We start from the raw sequence: 17,637 nt of genomic DNA, 5'->3' as shown, positions 1-17,637 counted from the left end.
GGTCAGCGGTGGTGGGAGATCAGCGGGGGTGCGCGGCGAACTCGCCCCAGAGGCGGTCGGTGAAGGCGCCGGGCGGGATGCCCGGCGCCGCCGGCTCGGCCGGCTCGGCCGGCTCGGCCGGCTCGGTCGGCTCGGTCGGCTCGGTCGGCTCGGCCGCGGGGGCGGTGGCGAGCTCGGCGAGGTGCTGCAGGAGGGCGCGGGCGACGCGGTCGTTCTCGCGGAAGGCGACCGCGTTCGTGCGGGGGCGGGAGAAGGCGCCGACGAACGGGGAGTTCGTGTAGGGGCCGATGGCGTAGCTGCGGCCCGAGGGCTCGTCGGCGTGCAGCACCCGGCGGTCGTCGGGGCGAACGGCGAGGCGGCCGGTCGGGGCGCGGAAGGCCGGGTCGTGGGCGACCTCCTCCACCGCGGCGCCCGCGTCGAGCAGCGCGCGCAGCAGCGCGTTGTCGCTGCGGGCCACGCTCGTGTCGGGCAGGCGGGCGTCGACCAGGGCGCTGGCGGTCACGACCTCGGCGTGGTTCGCCGAGCTCGCGCGGAACACCCCGCCCTCCTCGTCGGCCTCGACCCGGAGACCGGCGCCGAGGAACCGCACGACTCCCGCCTCGGACAGCGCGAGCAGCTCCTCGAGGCGGTGCGCGGGCGGCCCGCTGGCGATGAAGCTGAACCAGCCGAGCCACCAGCCGTTGATGTCCTCGACGCGGGAGCGCGCGGTCCAGGTCGGCGACGAGACGATCTCGGCGAGCGCGAACAGGGAGGTGAGCAGCGCGATGAACAGGCCGAGGGTGGCGCTGTGCTCGGGCAGGGTGCGCAGCCGCAGGTCGCGCTCGATGTACTCGCGCACCCGGTGCTGCAGCTCCTCGGCGCCGTCGGGCCCGTCGTCGCGCACGCCGTCGAGCGGGCGGTCGAGCTGCGGCAGGAAGAGGCGGTCGAGCTCGTCGATCACCGTCCGCTCGATCAGCGCCGTCAGCTCGGCGGCGTCGCGCCGCACCCGCTCCTCGTCGGCGGCGTCGGCGAAGACGGGGTCGGCGAAGCCGCGACCGCGGGTCCCCCCGGCCGACGCCGTCGCGTCGGCGGGGCTGGCGGTGGCCGTCGCGGTCGCGGTGGCGGTGGCGACGATCGAGGCCCGCGGGTCGAGCGCCTCGAAGCGTGCCGCGAACTCCGGCCAGCCGATCCGCACGCGCTCCGGGTGCCCGGTCGCGAGCTCGCGGTAGTAGCCCCAGAGCATCTCCTGCGCGATCAGCGGCCAGACGTCGGCCGCGAAGTCGAGCGTGTCGCGCGAGTCCGCTAGCCCGGCCGCGATCGCCGGCGTGAAGAACCGCCCGGCCGGCGCCTCCCCGGCGAGCGCCGAGCCGATCTTCGAGTGGTAGGGCACGCCTCGGCGTGAGCCGATCAGGATGCGCGGCTCACGCCCCGAGGGCTCGTACCGCAGCCGCCCGGCCTCGGTGGTGAAGCGCCCGCCACGCCCCTCTGTGAGCAGCACGATCAGGTCGACCGCCGCGAGACCGAAGCCGCGCACGATCACGCGCTGGCCGGGCACGATGGCGCGGGTGTCCGCGTCGGCCGTGAAGGCCGGCGGGAGGTAGTAGAGCTCCCGGCGGCGGGCGAAGTCGATCAGCCGGGCGTGCTCGGGCTGCGGATCGGCCCCCGTGTGGCCCAGGGAGTACAGCACGAGATCGACCGTGAGCGCCCGGCCCCGCTCGAGACCCACCCGGCGGCGGCCATCCGGGAGCTCGGTCACCGCGGAGGCCCTCGAGCGGTGCTCGCGCACCGCGACGCCCGACCCGAGGGCGGCGAGCGCCTCCTCGTAGAACCAGCGGAGGTAGAGGCTCTGCAGGCGCCTGGTCGGGAAGCTCGCCGGACCGAGGTGCCGCAGCTCGGCGCGGAGGGTGTCGTCGAGGCGGTCCTCCGGCACGCGGATGCTCCCCCCACGCACCCGCTCTGCCCACTCGACCAGCGAGGGCCCGGGGCGGACGGGCCCGTCGATGGTGGAGGTCTCGTCGGTGAACATGGTCACGTCGGCCGCCATCGAGTTGAGCTTCAGCAGCGGCGACTGGTCGTGGCGCCAGATGCGGCCCGGGCCGGCGGGGTGCGGATCGATCAGGTGCACCACCAGCGACGGCCCGCCGTCGCGGGTGCGCCGATCGGGGCCCCAGAGCTCGTCGAGGTTCGCGGCCAGGCGCTCGAGCACGCCGACGCCCCGGGGCCCGGCGCCGACGACGGCGAGGGAGACGGGGCGGGAGGGGGCCGGGATTCGTGCGGACATGCCCCGAGGATCGCCCGCGCATCCGCCCGATGCGAGCACTGTGACCAACGATGACGCAGGTGACGCTTTGTGAACCGGAATCGTTGGCGACCGGCCCCGGGCGCACCTAACGTCGGGCCATCGGCAGCGCTCGGCACCGAACAGGACGGCACCGAACGGGACAGCGCTCGGCAACGAAAGAAGGAACCCCATGCCCATCGAATTCCTCGGCATCGCCGCGACCAACGACGGCAGCGAGACCCGAGCCCGCAGCGGCGCGAGCTTCGACAAGGAGTACACGCTGCGCCTCGCCCGGGCCCACGAGGACACCGGCTGGGATCGCGTGCTCTTCGCCTACCACTCCGGCTCACCCGACCCCGCGACCGCGGCGGCGTACGTCGCCTCGAAGCTCGACAAGCTGCAGATCCTGCTCGCGCACCGGCCGAACGTGTCGTACCCCACCTATGCGGCCAAGGTCATCGCGACCCTCGACCAGATCAGCGACGGGCGCCTCACGGTGCACATCATCACGGGCGGGTCGAGCGCCGACCAGGCCGCCGAGGGCGACTTCCTGACGAAGGACGAGCGCTACGAGCGCACGGGCGAGTACATCCGCATCCTGAAGCAGGCGTGGACGAGCAGGGAGGCGTTCAGCTTCCACGGCACTCACTACCGCTTCGACGACTTCGTCAGCGACGTCTGGCCGGTGCAGCAGCCGCGGCCGAGCATCTCGTTCGGCGGCTCCTCCCCCGCGGCCTATGCGATCGGCGCCGCCGAGAGCGACATCTACGCGCTGTGGGGCGAGCCACTCGCGAGCACGGCCGAGCAGATCCGCACGATCACGGACGCGGCGCTCGCTGCCGGGCGGCCCTCCCGTCCGCGGCTGCAGGTGGCCTTCCGGCCCATCCTCGGGGCGACCGAGGAGCTCGCGTGGGAGAAGGCCGAGCGCATCCTCGGCCGGATCCAGGAGCGGAGCGGCGTGCTCGGTGCCGCCGACCTCCGCAATCCCGAGAACGCGGGATCGCAGCGGCTGCTGTCCATCGCCGAGCAGGGCGACCGCTACGACCGGGCGCTCTGGACGAAGGTGGCCGCCGCCTCGGGCGGACGGGGCAACTCCAACGCGCTCGTCGGCACGCCCGAGACGGTCGCGGCGGCGCTGCTCGACTACGTTGACTTCGGGGTCGACATCATCTCGGCGCGCGGCTACGACTACGTCGACGACACGATCGACTTCGGGCGGTACGTCATCCCGATCGTGCGCGAGGAGGTGGCGCGGCGGGATGCGGCGGCGGCGGCTTCCTCCGCGGCCGACACCGACACCGATGCCCCTGCCGGTTCCGGCTCCGACGCCCACGCCGACCCCCGCGAGGAGGCCTCCCGTGCCGCAGCCTGACGAGTTCCGCTACGTCGCGGCCGACGACCCGCTGGCTCTCCCCCTCCTCACCGAGCTGGCCGAGGAGTACGACGCCCGCTACGGCGACGCCTGGGGCGAGCCCGCCTCGACCGAGATCAACCGCTATCCGGTCGCCGAGTTCGCTCCCCCGCACGGCGCCTTCGTACTCCTCCTGCGCGACGGCGTGCCGATCGCCGGCGGCGCCTTCAAGACCTTCGACCCCGAGACCACCGAGCTCAAGCGCATCTGGACCTCGAAGCACCACCGCCGCCAGGGCCTCGCCCGCCGGGTCGTGGCCGAGCTGGAGGACGAGTCGCGCCGCCGCGGCTTCGCCCGCGTCTACCTCACGACCGGCCCCCGCCAGCCCGAGGCGCAGCGCCTCTACGCCGAGACAGGCTACACGCCCCTGTTCGACACGACGCTCACGGCCGAGGAGGTCGTCATCCACGGCTTCGCCAAGTCGCTGACCGGGGAGCCGCTCGACGTCGCGGACATCCGGCGCCGGCACGACGAGTCGCTCGAGCACTTCTACGCGGCGCTGCCGAACCGTCGGCTGGGCGCCGGACGGTCGGAGGTGACCGCATGAGCGGGCTGTCGACCCGGGAGCGGTCCGCGGGACCGGGCGGCCGAGCATCCGTCGCCCCACCGGCCGCGCCCGGTGACGCCACGGCGACCGGCACCCCCGGCGCCCCACTGCCCCCGGGCATCGACTTCAAGCGCCTGGCCGAGCGACCCGTCGTGCCGCTGCGCCACCCCGTGCGCTGGGTGATCACCGCCGTCGTGCTCGTGCTGCTGCTGAACTTCGTGCAGACACTGTTCACGAACCCGGCCTGGGAGTGGTCGAAGGTGGGCACCTGGCTGTTCGCCCCCGCCATCCTGAAGGGGCTGCAACTCACTCTGCTCGCCACCGCGATCAGCGCGGTCGTCAGCTTCCTCGGCGGCATCGTCGTGGCACTCGGCCGCATCTCGGGCAACCCGGTGCTGAGCACGCTGAGCTGGCTGTACATCTGGCTGTTCCGCTCGGTGCCGCTGATCCTGGTGCTGATCTTCCTGTTCAACCTCGGCAACCTGTACCCCACGATCGGCATCGGGGTTCCGTTCGGGCCGCAGCTGGAACTGCCGACCGTGACCGTGCTGTCGTCGCTGGCGCTCGGCGTGATCGGACTGAGCCTCAGCGAGATCGCGTACAGCGCCGAGGTGGTGCGGTCGGGCATCCTGGCGGTCGACCAGGGTCAGCACGAGGCGGCGAAGGCGCTCGGCATCCCGTCGCGGCGGCAGTTCACGCGCATCGTGCTGCCACAGGCGCTGCGTTCGATCGTGCCGGCCTACGTGAACCAGATCATCGGGCTGCTGAAGGCGAGCTCGCTGCTGTTCTACGTGTCGCTGCTGGATCTCTTCGGCGTGGTTCAGAACCTCGGCAGCACGTACCCGACCGACATCATCCCGCTGCTCGTGGTCGCGACGATCTGGTACCTCGTGCTGACGAGCGTCATCTCGGTGGTGCAGTACTACATCGAGCGGTTCTACGCGCGGGGGTCGGTGCGGGTGCTGCCGGCGACGCCGTGGCAGCGGTTCCGGGGTGGAGTGCGGCAGCTGAGCCGTCGGCCCGCGGTCCGCCCGCACGAATCGAGGGAGGTCGTATGAGCGCCGCGATCGAGATCCACAACGCCACCAAGGCCTACGGCGGCAAGACCGTGCTGAAGGGCGTCGACCTCACCCTCGCCGCCGGCACCGTGACGGTCATCCTCGGCCCGAGCGGCTCGGGCAAGTCGACTCTGCTGCGTGCGATCAACCACCTCGAGAAGCTCGATGAGGGCTACGTCGCGCTCGGCGGCGAGCTGATCGGGGTCACCGTGCGCGGCGACCGCCTCAAGGAGCGGCGCGAACGCGACATCCTCCGCCAGCGCGCCCGCATCGGCTTCGTCTTCCAGAACTTCAACCTCTTCCCGCACCTCACCGTGCTCGAGAACGTGGTCGAGGCCCCGATCGCGCAGGGTCTGCGAGCAGCGGATGCACGAACCCGCGCCCTGGCCCTGCTCACCCGCGTCGGGCTGGCCGACAAGGCCGGCGCCTATCCGCGGCAGCTCTCGGGAGGCCAGCAGCAGCGCGTCGCGATCGCTCGCGCCCTCGCCCTGGACCCGGACGTGCTGCTGTTCGACGAACCCACCTCCGCGCTCGACCCGGAGCTCGTCGGGGAGGTGCTGCAGGTCATCCGCACCCTGGCCGGCAGCGGCAAGACGCTCGTCGTCGTGACGCACGAGATCGGCTTCGCCCGCGAGGTGGCCGACCATGTGGTGTTCATCGACGAGGGCGAGATCCTCGAGCAGGGGCCGCCCGGCACCGTGGTCTCGGCGCCGCAGCACCCGCGCACCCGGGACTTCCTCGACAAGGTGCTCGCCTAGCGGCAGCGCCCCTCTCCCCCTTTCCCTATCCCACCATCACCATCACAGCGAAGGACATCCCATGCAGCACTCACTCCCCACCCGCCTCCGAACGTTCGGAGCCCTCGCCGCCGCCGCGCTGCTCGTCACGAGCCTCGCCGCCTGCGCGTCCGATGCGTCGGCCTCGGGCTCCTCGGCCGCCCCCGAGGGCACCGTCACCGTCGGCGCGTTCTCGAACGGTGCGGCGACCGAGACGTCGATCGAGGTGTCGACGGTCGAGAGCATCCGCGAGACCCTGCCGGCGGAGGTTCTCGACAGCGGCGAACTCGTGATCGGGGTGGGCGCCCTGCCCGCCGGTTTCCCGCCGCTCGCCTTCACCGGCGACGACAACGAGACCCTGACCGGCGCCGAGCCCGACCTCGGGCGCCTGGTCGCCGCGGTCTTCGGCCTGAAGCCGGTGGTGCAGAACTCGACCTGGGACAACCTCTTCGTCGGCATCGACACCGGCGCCACCGACGTCGGCTTCTCGAACATCACCGACACCGAGAAGCGCAAGGAGAAGTACGACTTCGCCTCCTACCGCGGCGACAACCTGGCCTTCCAGGTGCTCGCCTCGAACGACTGGGACTTCGACGGCGACTACGAGAACCTCGACGGCCTGACCGTCGCCGTGAGCGCCGGCACGAACCAGGAGAAGATCCTCTCGGAGTGGAAGTCGAAGCTCGAGACCGAGGGCAAGACGCTCGAGATCGTCTACTTCCCCGACGCCAACAGCACGACGCTCGCCTTGAACTCGGGCAAGATCGACGCCTCCTTCGGCCCGAACCCGGGCATCGCGTACCAGAACACCCTCTCGGAGGGCGGGGCGAACCCCACCCGAACCGCCGGCACCTTCTCGGGCGCGGGCGAGACCCTCGACGGCCTGATCGCCGCGACGGTGAAGAAAGACTCGGGCCTCGCCCAGCCGGTGGCGGATGCGATCAACCACCTGATCGAGAACGGCCAGTACGACGAGTGGCTGGCGGCCTACGACCTCGAGAACGAGGCCGTCGAGACCTCGCTCGTCAACCCGCCCGGGCTGCCGCTCGACAACAGCTGAGCGGCTCCCGGTGCCGAGCCCTCGACCCCTCTCAGCGGTCGGGGGTTCGGCGTTTCTCGGGCTCGTTCCCGGCGGAAGTAAACGAGCATTCATCAGCTGATTCTGATAGAATCTCAGTATGAGTTCAGTCGCCCGAATCCTTGAGATGGCCGCCGGTGTCTGCGGCCGTTCTGGCGTGGGTTTGGCGGGTCTCGGTGATGACGAGCTGCTCGAATTGATGGCCGCCTACGAGACCCTCGGGCGCGCGGTGTCTGCGCAGCAGGTGCAGCTCGCGGGTGAGGTCGGTGTGCGGTCGCGCAGCGAGCTGGGCGACGAGGGCCTGAGCCGGTCGCAGAACTTCACGACCCCCGTCGCGCTCATCTCGAAGGTCACAGGCGCGTCGGCGCGGGCGTGCAAGGCCCGGCTCGAGCTCGGCCGCAAACTTCGGGGCGCGGTGCTGCTGGGTGGAGGCGAGGGGCCGGCGCCGTTCCCGGTGGTCGCCCGCGTGCTCGACGAGGGTGTGCTCGGGGTCGAGGCAGCGACGGCCATCGTGAAGCAGTGTGGGGTGCTCGCCGACCGCGGGTGCTCGGCCGACGTCGTGGCCCTCGCCGAGGAGACTCTCGTCGACCAGACCATCTCGTGCCGACTGACCGCGGATGAGACCTTTCGGGCCGCCATTCACCTGCGCGAGGTGCTCGACCCCGATGGTGCGGAGCCGCGGGACGAGGTGCTGCAGATGCAGCGGTCGTTGACGATCGCGCTGGCGTCGGATGGGATGTACCGGGGGAAGTTCGCGCTCGCGCCTGAGCAGGGCGGGGTGTGGATGTCGAGCATCCGGGCGATGCAGAGCCCGCGCGTGGCGGGGCCGCGGTTCGTCGATGGAGACGAGTACGTGACCGCAGATGGCCGCACGCAGGCGCAGAAGAACGCCGACACCGTCACCGAGCTGATCGCCCGCGCCGCCGGGGCGGACGACATGCCCCGCATCAACGGTGCAATCGCTACCGTCAACGTGCACATGACCCTGGACGATCTTGAAAAGGGCCGGGGAGTCGGATGGATTGACGGTCTCGACCAGCCCGTCCCCGCCTCCACCGTCGCCCAGCTACGATGCACCTCCCCCACCGCCACCACCCTGTTCGGCGACAAGGGCGAGGTGCTCTACCACGGCAAAGCGAAGCGCCTCTTCACCGCGGCGCAGAACCGGGCACTAGCGGCGCGAGACGGCGGCTGCGTATGGCCCAGTTGCGACAGGCCACCGTCATTCTGCGAGACACACCATGCCAACGAGTGGGTCTCGGACGATCATCCGCCCGGCCGCACTGATATCGACAACGGCGTTCTGCTCTGCCACTTCCACCATTCACACCTGCACAAATCACCGTGGAAACTGACCATGCAGGGCGGGGTACCGCATCTCATTCCGCCGAGGTGGGTCGACACGGAGCAGAAGCCGATCCCGACGACCCGGCGACGCACCATCCAGCGACCCGCCGCTTAGCCAGCCACCGTTCTCCGAGGGCAAGCGCGGAGCGCGCGGCAGCAGACCCGGCTGCCGCGCGCTGACGCGCTTGCCCGAGATGATCATGGCTGGGTCGAGAGGCGCGCCATCGCACCCGGCTTCGCGAGATTTCACACCTCGATTGAAGCGTTACCGTCAGGCGCCCGCCTCCGGCGAGTCGTCATCTGGTGGGCCGCTGCTCCGGCGTGGGCCGACGATGGAGCGCCAGACCCCGACAGCGACGCCGAGTGTCCAGAGCGGCAGGCCGAAGAACGCCACGACCCAGAGCGGTGCGCTGCGGCGCCCGCTCCCGATGGGTTCGCCCAACCGCCAGCCGTGGGTCACGCAGAGCCAGAGGGTCAGCGCGAGGAACGCCGCCGACAGGGCGGCAAGCAGCAGCGGATGCGCAGCCAGCACATCCGCCGCCCGCCTCCGCGTCCCGCCCGACCGCCGAGCCACGATCAGTCCTCGAGGTCGCCGGCCTGCTCCGGCTCGGCGGCCGTCTGCTCCGTGCGGTCGCGGAGCCGGTCGGACATCTCCGAGGCGCCCGCCCCCTCGTCCTCGTCGGCCGCCTTGATCAGCTCGGCGAGCTCGTCGTCGCGGGGCGCATCCGCGCTGCCTGCATCGTTCGTGCCCATGTCGTCTCCTGCTTTCCGCTGGGGATGATCGGCCCGCACGCTGCGCGCCGCTATCCACCCTGGCCCTCTCCGCTCAGATCCACCCGAGCCGGGGCTTCTCACTGTCGGCTGGATCGACGCGCTCGTCTTCGCCGGCTTCCTCGCCACCGCCTGGTGGGCGTGGGTGAATGCCACGCTCACGATGAACCTGTTCGGGGCGCGGGTGACCGCCTCCATCTGGATCTCGGTCACGATCGCCATGCTCGCGATCGGGGTGATGGCGGCGGCCATCCCCGAGGCGCTCGGCGAACGGGCCGCCGCCTTCGCCGTCGGCAACGCGCTGATCCGGCTGATCTGGTCCATGCCGTGGTTCATGAACCGCCGGGCGATCGGCTTCCCCTGGTGGCGCTCGGTCGTCTACAACGGCATCCCGGCGTCGCTCTGGCTGATCTCCATCGCGGTGGCTCCGCCCTGGCAGTACGCGCTCTGGGCGGCCGCCGTGGCCGTCGAGGTGCTGCTGCTCAGCTTCCTCGACGGCCGGCAGGACCTGCTGCGGGACGCCCTCGACGTCGATCACCTGGCCGAGCGGGTGGGCCTGCTCGTCGTGATCGTCTTCGGCGAGTCGACGCACTGGGTGTCGTCGTCGGGCCTGACCGCGGTGCTCGGCTTCGCGGCCGTCTCGATGCTGGCCTTCGTCTACTTCACCTACTCCGCGTCCGCCGCTGAGCGGGGTCTGAAGCGGCTGCAGCTGAGCGGCAGCGTCGGCGCGATCCGCGACACGGTGATGTACCTGCCGTTCCTGCTGATCGCCGGCGTCACCCTGTTCGCCTCCGCCCTCGGCACGGCGGTCGCCGAGGCAGGGCACCACCTGCCCACCGGCGCAGCGGTGTCGCTCTGCGCCGGCATCAGCCTGTTCTTCGTCGCGAACGCCGCGGAGTCCCTCCGCTACGGCATCCCCTGGCGGGGCATTGCCGCCTGGGCGCCGGCGGGCGTCCTGCTGCCGTGGGCGATCCTGCCCCTGTCGCAGCACCTGCCGGCCGAGGCGGTCGTCGGGGCGGCCGCCGCCGTCATCGCGATCGTGCTCGCTCTCACCGCGGTCACCGCCCGCCGCCTCGGCCCGAAGGTCACCGACCCGTCAGCGACTCCGCGACGCGGGTGAGGAGGGCGCGCAGCTGGTCCTGCTCGGCAGCGGTCAGATCGCGGGTCGTCTCCTCGTCGAGCCTGCCCCAGACAGCGTTGACCGGGCCTTCGAGAGCTCGGCCCGACTCCGTGAGCGACACCAGGACCACGCGCCGATCGGTCGAGGAGCGTTCACGCTGGATGAAGCCCGCACTCTCGAGACGGGCCAGCATCTTCGCCGCGGTGGGCGGTTCGATCATCAGTTTCCGGGTCAGGTCGGACTGCGGTTGCGGTGACTCCTCCCAGAGGAGCATCAGCACGAACTGCTGACCGGCGGCCAACCCGAGATCGGCGAGCAACGAGCCCGCGAGCTTGCGGTGGGCCTTGGACACGGTGGGGATGAGGGAGCTGATCGATCCCTTGTCGATGCCGTCACCGGGCTCCGAACCGACGGATGCAGAACTCATCTCACTCCTCGGGAATAATAGTTAGCCGGCTAATGCTTTCACTCGTCAACGACTATGAAGGAGTCAACCATGAGTGAAGAGTCCCCGAAGACCATCGCCGTGTTCGCCGCCACCGGCAGCCAGGGCGGCGCCGTCGCCGACGCCCTGCTGGACGCCGGCGCGACCGTCCGAGCGCTGCTCCGGGACACCCGGTCCGAGAAGGCCGAGTCCCTCGCCCGACGCGGGGTCGAGCTGGTGCAGATCGACGTAAACGATCCCACGTCGCTCGTGTCCGCACTCGAGGGCGCCGACGCGTTCTGGTTCATGACCACGCCTCCCGGGGGCATGCAGAACGCCGACACCGAGGGCGAGACGCGACAGGGCATCGCCCTGGCCGACGCGGCCGCCGCGGCCCGGGTGCCCCACGTCGTGTTCAACTCCGTCGGAGGCGCCGACCGCCGGTCGGGCGTCCCGCACTTCGAGTCGAAGTATCGCGTCGAGCAGCATCTCGCGCAGCTCGGGCTCAACACGACCATCGTGCGCCCCGTCTTCTTCGCCGAGAACTTCCTCCAGATGGCGCCGGCGGTCGAGGACGGAACCCTCGTCCTGCGTCTTCCGATCCCCGACGCGATCCCGCTGCAGGTCATCGCCGTCCGCGACGTGGGGATCATCGCGGCCAAGGCCCTCCTCGACCAGGCATCGGTGCCGGCCGCCGTCGAGATCGCCGGAGACGAACTCACGGGCAGCCAGATCGCCTCGATCCATGGCGACCGGGCCGGGGTGCCGGCGCGGTACGAGGCGCTGCCCGTCACCGTGCTCGATGGCCAGGACGATCTGCAGGCCATGTTCCGGTGGTTCGCCGAGACGCCCGCCTACCAGGCCGACCTCGAGCAGGTGCGCCGGATCCACCCCGGCACATCGACCCTCAGCACCTGGGTCGCAGCCGAATCCGCCCCGTCGGCCCGCTGACCCGAACGATCGATCCAAGGAGATGTCCATGAAGGCAGTGCGCTACTCATCATTCGGCGGGCCCGACGTGCTCGAGGTCGTCGACGTCGACACGCCCCGCCCGGGGCCGGGCGAGATCACCGTCCGCGTCGCCGGAGCCGGTGTGAATCAACTCGACACGAAGATCCGGTCGGGCACCATGCCCACCGGCGTTCCGGCATTCCCTCTGGGCACGGGGTTCGACGCCTCCGGCACCGTGCTCGAGGTGGGGGACGGGGTCGGCGACGTCACGGTCGGCGACCTCGTGTTCGGGACCGGTCGCGACACCATGGCCGAGGTGGCAGTGCTGACGCAGTGGGCCGGGATCCCGACAGGCGTCGATCCGGTCGAAGCGGGAGGATGGGGCGTCGCCACCGAGACGGCAGGACGGCTGCTCACCGAGCTGGGTCTGACCGCAGGGACGATCCTGGTGAGCGGCGCCTCGGGCGGGGTCGGAACCGCGATCGTGCAGTTCGCCGTGGCGCGCGGGCTCACCGTCATCGGCACGGCGAGCGCCCGCAACCAGGAGTACCTGACACGCCTCGGCGCCGTCCCCGTCGTCTACGGGAGCGGGCTCGTCGACCGGGTGTCGGAGGCCGCCCCGAACGGCGTCGACGGAGCACTGGACATCTCCGGGGCGGGGGTGATCCCCGAGCTCGTCACCCTCGTCGGCGATGCCTCGCGGGTGATCTCGATCAGCGACTTCAGCGCCCCGAGCCTCGGCGCACGCGTGTCCACCGGAGCGGCGCGCACGACGGATCCCCGGGACGGGTTCGCCGAAGCGGCGGCACTGCCCGGCTTCTCGCTCCCCGTCGAGCGCCGCTTCGCCCTCGACGAGATCGCGGAGGCCCATCGGCACGCCGAAGGCGGTCACACCGTCGGGAAGCTCGTCGTCACGCCCTGACCACGGGCGAGCGGGTGCTCGACGACGACGGAACCACGGTGTCGCCGAGCATCCCGAAGCCTCAGACCGGGTCGACGTGGGCCGAGTAGTCCGACGAGCCGAAGGGGATGATCAGCGCGCCGCCCGGCGAGTTGGCGATCGTTCCGTCGCCCTCGAGTCCGATGAACTTGCCCGTCGAGCGGCCCCCGGCGTAGTCGAAGATGAACACTGTGCCCACCGGGATCTTCTCCTCCCGCCAGGTGAACAGGTAGATGCCGTCGTCGAGCTTGTAGGTCGTCGCGAGCTCGGTCGCCGCGTGGCCGCGCTGCTCGCCCACCAGGTTGTGCCAGGTGAACCGGCGTGAGCTGAGGTAGATGTGCTCGTAAAGGTGGTTCGGGCTGTAGCGGAAGAGCGTGCGCCGCCCGATCAGGTCACGGGTGGGGGCGGGCAGCTCGGCGTCGCCCGCCGCCCCGTCGATCCGTCCGGGGTGGAACGTCTGCATCACCCGGGTGTCGACGTCGGCGCCCTCGTCGTGGATGCGCGAGTGCACGATAAGCGCCCACCCCCGCTCCGGGTGCAGCCCGATCGTGATCGTCTCCACCCGGCGCTCGCCCAGCGAGAAGTCGATCCAGTAGGCGCCGTCGCCCACCGGAACCGCCTCGTACGCATCGGATCCCGATCCCGACCACTCGAACCCCGAGGCCTCCCAGGCCACCGTGCCGTCGTCGCCGAAGCTCAGGCGGAGCGAGCCGTCGTGGCCCGTGATCCGCAGCGAGCGGCCAGCGAGGTCGGAGGTGCGGGCGACCCGGTTGGCGTCGATGCCGGCCGAGAAGTCGTCCATGTTCAGCCACTCGGGGGACTCGTCCCGGAGTGTCGTGCTCGTCAGTGCGTCAGTCATGCGACGACGGTGGCACGGGTTCCGGATGCCCGCCAAGAGTCTCCCGGTCACCGTTCGCTCCTGGTCAACGGCCGTTCGGTCGACGACAACGCCGGGGGTCGGGGCCGGTGCGACGCTGTGTCGGCGGCCCCGCATCGGAGCGCGGCGCGCTGAGGAGGAATGATGGCGCAGACGACGTCCCGGCAGGTCGTGTTCCCGGAACGCGGCGTCATCGAACTGGCCACCGCCGACGTGCCGGAACCCGCTCCGGACGAACTCGTCATGCGGGTGCGTCGCGTCGGCATCTGCGCGACCGATCTGCACCTGCTGGAGGGACACATCGGGGATCCGTTCCCCCTGGTACCCGGGCACGAGTTCGTCGGGGAGGTCTTCGCCATCGGCGAGAACGCCGCCGATGCCCGAGGTCTCTCGGTCGGCGACCGGATCGCCGTCGAGATGCAGCTGCCCTGCACCGAGTGCGACCGCTGCCGGGAGGGCCGCTACAACCTCTGCGACCGCGACGACCCTGCCGCCGGGTTGCCGGTCGGCCGCGAGTACGGCGTGAACATCCCGCGCACGGCGGCGCCCGGGCTCTGGGGCGGCTACGCCGACCATCTGCAGGTGCCGGCCGAGGCCATCGTGCACCGGCTCCCGGAGTCGATCCCGTGGGACACGGCGGCCCTCGTCGAACCGGTCGCCGTCTCCTTCCGCGCCGTGCAGCGCGGCCGGGTCGCGCCGGGCGACACCGTGGCGATCATCGGCCCGGGCCCGGTGGGTCTGCTCATCTCGGCCGCGGCCCGGATCCAGGGGGCCTCGCGCGTGGTCATGATCGGCACCCGCGACAACCGGCTGGAGCTGGCGCGCCGCTTCGGCTCCGACGACACGGTCAACTCCCGCCGCGTCGACGACGTGCGCCAGGCGGTGGTCGAGGCGCTCGGCGGCCTCGCCGACGTGGTGATCGAGATCGCCGGGGTACCCGATGCCCAGTCGCTCGCGGTGACGCTGGCGCGGCGCGGCGGGCGGGTCGTGCTCGCCGGCGCCTGCGGGTGGGGCGCCGACGTGACGTTCGGCTCCGATCGCGACCTGCTCACGCGCGAGATCGACGTGCTGCCCTCCTTCCTGTCGGCCGGCGGCTACGAGCCTTCGATCGCCGCGCTCGCGGCCGACGACTACCCCTACGCCGACCTCGTCACCCACCGCTTCCCCCTCGAGCAGGTCGAGGAGGCCTACGACGTCGTGCGCACCAAGCGCGACGACGTGATCAAGGCCGTGCTCGTGCTGGAGGACTGAGCCGTGACCGAGACCCGAACCGAAACCGAAACCGACACGAACAAGGAGCCGAACACCGTGAAGAGCCCCCGCGAGGTCATTGAAGCCCACTACGCCGCCGGGGAGCGGGGCGACCTGCCCGGTATGCTCGCCGACTTCTCCCCCGACATCGTCTGGACCGAGGCCGCCGGCTTCCCGATCGGCGGCACCTACGTGGGCGTCGACGCCGTGCGCGAGGCCGTCTTCATCGGTCTGGCGAAGGACTGGGACGGCTGGTCGGTCGCCATCGACGAGCTGATCGTCGACGGCGAGACGGTGGTGGGCCTCGGCACCTACAGCGGCGTCAACAAGGGCACCGGCAAGTCGCTGACCACCCGCGTCTCGCACGTCTGGCGGGTGCGCGACGGCAAGGCCGTGCGGTTCGAGCAGATCACCGACACGGCCGAGGTGCTCGACGCGATGCACTGAGCGTCGCGTTCCGTTCCGTCCCGTCGCTGCGCTGTCGCACACGCGGCGTGCGCCCACGATCAACCGCCGCCCGACCGGGCTGGCGATGCTGGAAGAGCTGGCCACCGCGGCACTCATCGAGGAGGAAGTCATGACCGAATACACCGATCTGCTGGAGCGCGTCGTCGCCCCGGACGGCACCGGCCGCACCGTGAGCGACCCGGCGACGGGCGAGGCCATCGGCGCCGTGCTCGAGCAGGACGTCGAGGCGCTCGACGCGGCCGTCGCCCGCGCGAAGGCCGCGCAGCGCTCCTGGGCCGCCCTCGGCCACGCGAAGCGCAGCGAGCTGCTGAACGCGGTGGCCGACCGCATCGAGGCGGAGTCGGAGCCTCTCGCCGAGCTGCTCTCCCGCGAGCAGGGCAAGCCCCTGAACGGTCCGAACGCACGCTTCGAGGTGGGCGCCTGCTCGGCCTGGCTGCGGGCGGCCGCCGACACCGTGCTCGAGGCCGAGACCCTCGTCGACGACGGCCAGACCCGGGCCGTGCTGAGCTACAAGGCCGCCGGCGTGGTCGGCGCGATCGGCCCCTGGAACTGGCCCCTGATGATCGGCATGTGGCAGATGGCCCCGTCGCTGCGGATGGGCAACACCGTCGTGATCAAGCCCTCGTCCAACACTCCCCTCAGCGTGCTCGCCCTGGTGTCGATCATGAACGAGGTGCTGCCGGCCGACGTGCTCGTCCCCGTGACCGGAAACCGCACCGTGGGGGCCCGGCTCGCCGCGCATCCGGACGTCGCCAAGGTCATGTTCACCGGGTCGACAGCGGCCGGCCGCGAGATCATCAAGGGCTCGGCCGCCAACCTCGCCCGGCTCACGCTCGAGCTCGGAGGCAACGACGCCGGCATCGTTCTACCGGGCACCGACGCGAAGGCCATCGCCCAGGACTTGTTCTGGGGCGCGTTCATCAACACCGGGCAGACCTGCGCGGCCCTCAAGCGGCTGTACGTGCACGACTCGGTCTACGAGCAGGTCATCGACGCCCTCAAGGAGGTCACCGCGACCATGCCGATGGGCAACGGTCTCGACGAGGCGAACGTACTGGGCCCGATCCAGAACAAGAGCCAGTTCGACATCGTCGTCGGCCTCGTCGAGGACGCGAAGTCCCGCGGCGGCCGCGTGATCACGGGCGGCTCCCCCGCGAGCGAGCTCGGTGCGCTGTTCTACCCGGTGACGATCGTCGCCGACCTGAAGGACGGCGACCCGCTGGTCGACGAGGAGCAGTTCGGGCCGGCGCTGCCGATCATCCGCTACACCGAGCTCGACGACGCCATCGCGAGCGCCAACGGCCTCGACGTGGGCCTCGGCGCCTCCGTCTGGTCGTCCGACCCGGCGGTCGCCCGCGAGGTCGCGGCGCGACTGGAGGCGGGCACTGTCTGGATCAACCAGCACGGCACGCTGCACCCGATGGCGCCGTTCGGCGGCGTCAAGGCGTCGGGGTACGGGCTGGAGTTCGGCGTCGAGGGCCTGAAGTCGGTCGCCGTGCCGCAGGTCATCAACGGCTGAGCGGGGTCAGCATGTCCGAGTTCAGGATGCCCGAGCCGACGTTCCTCCCGTCCCTCTTCGAGGGCCGCGTCGCGGTCGTCACCGGCGGCACCTCGGGCCTCGGCGCGGCCACCGCCCGGGTGCTCGCACGCCTCGGCGCCGAGGTGCACGCGGTGGGCCTCGGAGCCGACCCGGCGCTCTTCGACGACCCGCGCATCCGCGTGCAGGAGCTCGACGTGACCGACGACGCCGCCCTGACGCGGCTGTTCGCGGGGCTCGGGCGTCTGGACATCCTGGTGCCGGCGGCCGGCATCAGCCTGGGCGAGCGGGAGCACGAGTGGGACGCGTTCCAGCGCGTGGTCTCGATCCAGCTGCTGGCCGTGTACCGCACGATCCAGCTCGCGCGCGGCCTGCTCTCGAAGACGGGCGGCAGCGTGATCACGATCGCCTCGATGTACGCCTATTTCGGGGGCGGGGACATCGTGGCCTACTCGGCGTCGAAGGGTGGGGTGGTGCAGCTGACCAAGTCGCTGGCGGAGGCCTATGCCCCCGACGGCATCCGGGTGAACTCGATCGCGCCCGGCTGGATCGACACCCCGCTGCTCGCGCCGCTCAAGGCCGACCCGGTCGTCGGACCGCGACTGCTCTCCCGCACCCCGCTCGGCCGCTACGGCGACCCGGAGGAGATCGGCATCGTGGTGGCCTTCCTCGCCTCCGACGCGGCGTCGTTCATCACCGGCGCCGTGCTGCCGGTCGACGGCGGATACCTGGTCGCCGGCATCTGAGAGGCACGCCGCGGAGCCCGTGCACCTGAGTGCAAGCGCTCTTCCCCCCGGGACAACCGGCCTCGGCCGCCCAGC

At 71.3% G+C, this 17,637-nt stretch carries 18 protein-coding genes; 13 read left to right on the top strand and 5 right to left on the bottom strand.

Annotation, left to right across the window (positions count from 1 at the left end):
* Nucleotides 1–19: 19 nt before the first annotated feature.
* Nucleotides 20–2,260, bottom strand: coding sequence for an FAD/NAD(P)-binding domain-containing protein (locus HQQ85_RS19840; protein WP_173184376.1), 2,241 nt, complete (start codon nt 2,258–2,260; stop codon nt 20–22).
* Between the two features lie 190 nt (nt 2,261–2,450).
* Between HQQ85_RS19840 and HQQ85_RS19835 the strand changes: the two genes are divergently transcribed.
* The 6 genes from HQQ85_RS19835 (at nt 2,451) to HQQ85_RS19810 (ending at nt 8,592) form a co-directional block, all read left to right on the top strand.
* On the top strand, nt 2,451–3,632 hold the full coding sequence (locus tag HQQ85_RS19835) for an LLM class flavin-dependent oxidoreductase (protein ID WP_173184374.1): 1,182 nt from the start codon (nt 2,451–2,453) through the stop codon (nt 3,630–3,632).
* Nucleotides 3,619–4,218: a GNAT family N-acetyltransferase gene (locus tag HQQ85_RS19830; RefSeq protein ID WP_371741977.1), complete on the top strand. Its 600-nt coding sequence runs from the start codon at nt 3,619–3,621 to the stop codon at nt 4,216–4,218. The genes HQQ85_RS19835 and HQQ85_RS19830 overlap by 14 nt, the downstream gene beginning before the upstream one ends.
* On the top strand, nt 4,215–5,276 hold the full coding sequence (locus HQQ85_RS19825) for an amino acid ABC transporter permease (RefSeq protein ID WP_173184370.1): 1,062 nt from the start codon (nt 4,215–4,217) through the stop codon (nt 5,274–5,276). Before HQQ85_RS19830 ends, HQQ85_RS19825 begins: the two co-directional genes overlap by 4 nt.
* Entirely contained in the window at nt 5,273–6,034 is a 762-nt protein-coding gene (locus HQQ85_RS19820) for an amino acid ABC transporter ATP-binding protein (protein ID WP_173184368.1), read from the top strand. The genes HQQ85_RS19825 and HQQ85_RS19820 overlap by 4 nt, the downstream gene beginning before the upstream one ends.
* Nucleotides 6,035–6,095: 61 nt before the next feature.
* A complete protein-coding gene (locus HQQ85_RS19815; protein WP_173184366.1) occupies nt 6,096–7,112 on the top strand; it encodes a transporter substrate-binding domain-containing protein in 1,017 nt (338 codons plus the stop codon).
* Nucleotides 7,113–7,230: 118 nt separating this feature from the next.
* Nucleotides 7,231–8,592, top strand: a complete 1,362-nt coding sequence (locus HQQ85_RS19810) for an HNH endonuclease signature motif containing protein (RefSeq protein WP_173184364.1) — start codon at nt 7,231–7,233, stop codon at nt 8,590–8,592.
* A 156-nt stretch (nt 8,593–8,748) separates the two neighbouring features.
* On the opposite strand, the gene HQQ85_RS19805 is transcribed toward HQQ85_RS19810, so the two are convergent.
* Together HQQ85_RS19805 and HQQ85_RS19800 are read right to left on the bottom strand one after the other, a co-directional pair.
* Nucleotides 8,749–9,051: a hypothetical protein gene (locus HQQ85_RS19805; RefSeq protein WP_173184362.1), complete on the bottom strand. Its 303-nt coding sequence runs from the start codon at nt 9,049–9,051 to the stop codon at nt 8,749–8,751.
* A gap of 2 nt (nt 9,052–9,053) precedes the next feature.
* A complete protein-coding gene (locus HQQ85_RS19800; RefSeq protein ID WP_173184360.1) occupies nt 9,054–9,230 on the bottom strand; it encodes a hypothetical protein in 177 nt (58 codons plus the stop codon).
* A gap of 40 nt (nt 9,231–9,270) precedes the next feature.
* Here HQQ85_RS19800 and HQQ85_RS19795 point away from each other — a divergent pair, with 40 nt between their 5' ends.
* Complete coding sequence (locus HQQ85_RS19795; protein WP_173184464.1) at nt 9,271–10,368, top strand: low temperature requirement protein A; 1,098 nt, start codon at nt 9,271–9,273, stop codon at nt 10,366–10,368.
* On the opposite strand, the gene HQQ85_RS19790 is transcribed toward HQQ85_RS19795, so the two are convergent.
* Nucleotides 10,334–10,795, bottom strand: coding sequence for a MarR family winged helix-turn-helix transcriptional regulator (locus tag HQQ85_RS19790; RefSeq protein ID WP_173184358.1), 462 nt, complete (start codon nt 10,793–10,795; stop codon nt 10,334–10,336). The two genes, HQQ85_RS19795 and HQQ85_RS19790, sit on opposite strands and share 35 nt — an antisense overlap.
* A 69-nt stretch (nt 10,796–10,864) precedes the next feature.
* On the opposite strand from HQQ85_RS19790, the gene HQQ85_RS19785 reads away from it, so the two are divergent.
* Nucleotides 10,865–11,743: an NmrA/HSCARG family protein gene (locus HQQ85_RS19785; protein WP_173184356.1), complete on the top strand. Its 879-nt coding sequence runs from the start codon at nt 10,865–10,867 to the stop codon at nt 11,741–11,743.
* A gap of 28 nt (nt 11,744–11,771) precedes the next feature.
* On the top strand, nt 11,772–12,665 hold the full coding sequence (locus HQQ85_RS19780; protein WP_173184354.1) for an NADP-dependent oxidoreductase: 894 nt from the start codon (nt 11,772–11,774) through the stop codon (nt 12,663–12,665).
* Between the two features lie 61 nt (nt 12,666–12,726).
* Here HQQ85_RS19780 and HQQ85_RS19775 read toward each other — a convergent pair whose 3' ends face one another.
* A complete protein-coding gene (locus HQQ85_RS19775; protein WP_173184352.1) occupies nt 12,727–13,542 on the bottom strand; it encodes a MoaF C-terminal domain-containing protein in 816 nt (271 codons plus the stop codon).
* Nucleotides 13,543–13,704: 162 nt separating this feature from the next.
* Here HQQ85_RS19775 and HQQ85_RS19770 point away from each other — a divergent pair, with 162 nt between their 5' ends.
* The 4 genes from HQQ85_RS19770 to HQQ85_RS19755 all read left to right on the top strand — a co-directional run bounded on the left by HQQ85_RS19770 (nt 13,705) and on the right by HQQ85_RS19755 (nt 17,562).
* Nucleotides 13,705–14,811, top strand: coding sequence for a zinc-binding dehydrogenase (locus tag HQQ85_RS19770; RefSeq protein WP_173184350.1), 1,107 nt, complete (start codon nt 13,705–13,707; stop codon nt 14,809–14,811).
* A gap of 3 nt (nt 14,812–14,814) precedes the next feature.
* Nucleotides 14,815–15,258 (top strand): nuclear transport factor 2 family protein, encoded by a 444-nt coding sequence (locus tag HQQ85_RS19765; RefSeq protein ID WP_371741976.1) that lies wholly within the window; start codon nt 14,815–14,817, stop codon nt 15,256–15,258.
* A 130-nt stretch (nt 15,259–15,388) separates the two neighbouring features.
* Nucleotides 15,389–16,798, top strand: a complete 1,410-nt coding sequence (locus HQQ85_RS19760) for an aldehyde dehydrogenase family protein (protein WP_173184348.1) — start codon at nt 15,389–15,391, stop codon at nt 16,796–16,798.
* Between the two features lie 11 nt (nt 16,799–16,809).
* Nucleotides 16,810–17,562, top strand: coding sequence for an SDR family NAD(P)-dependent oxidoreductase (locus HQQ85_RS19755; RefSeq protein WP_254069591.1), 753 nt, complete (start codon nt 16,810–16,812; stop codon nt 17,560–17,562).
* Nucleotides 17,563–17,637: the final 75 nt, after the last annotated feature.

Source organism: Herbiconiux sp. VKM Ac-2851 (assembly GCF_013205105.1).
GTDB lineage: Bacteria > Actinomycetota > Actinomycetes > Actinomycetales > Microbacteriaceae > Herbiconiux > Herbiconiux flava.
Note: the sequence above shows the minus strand (reverse complement) of the source record. Positions and strands in the feature narration are given on the sequence as shown.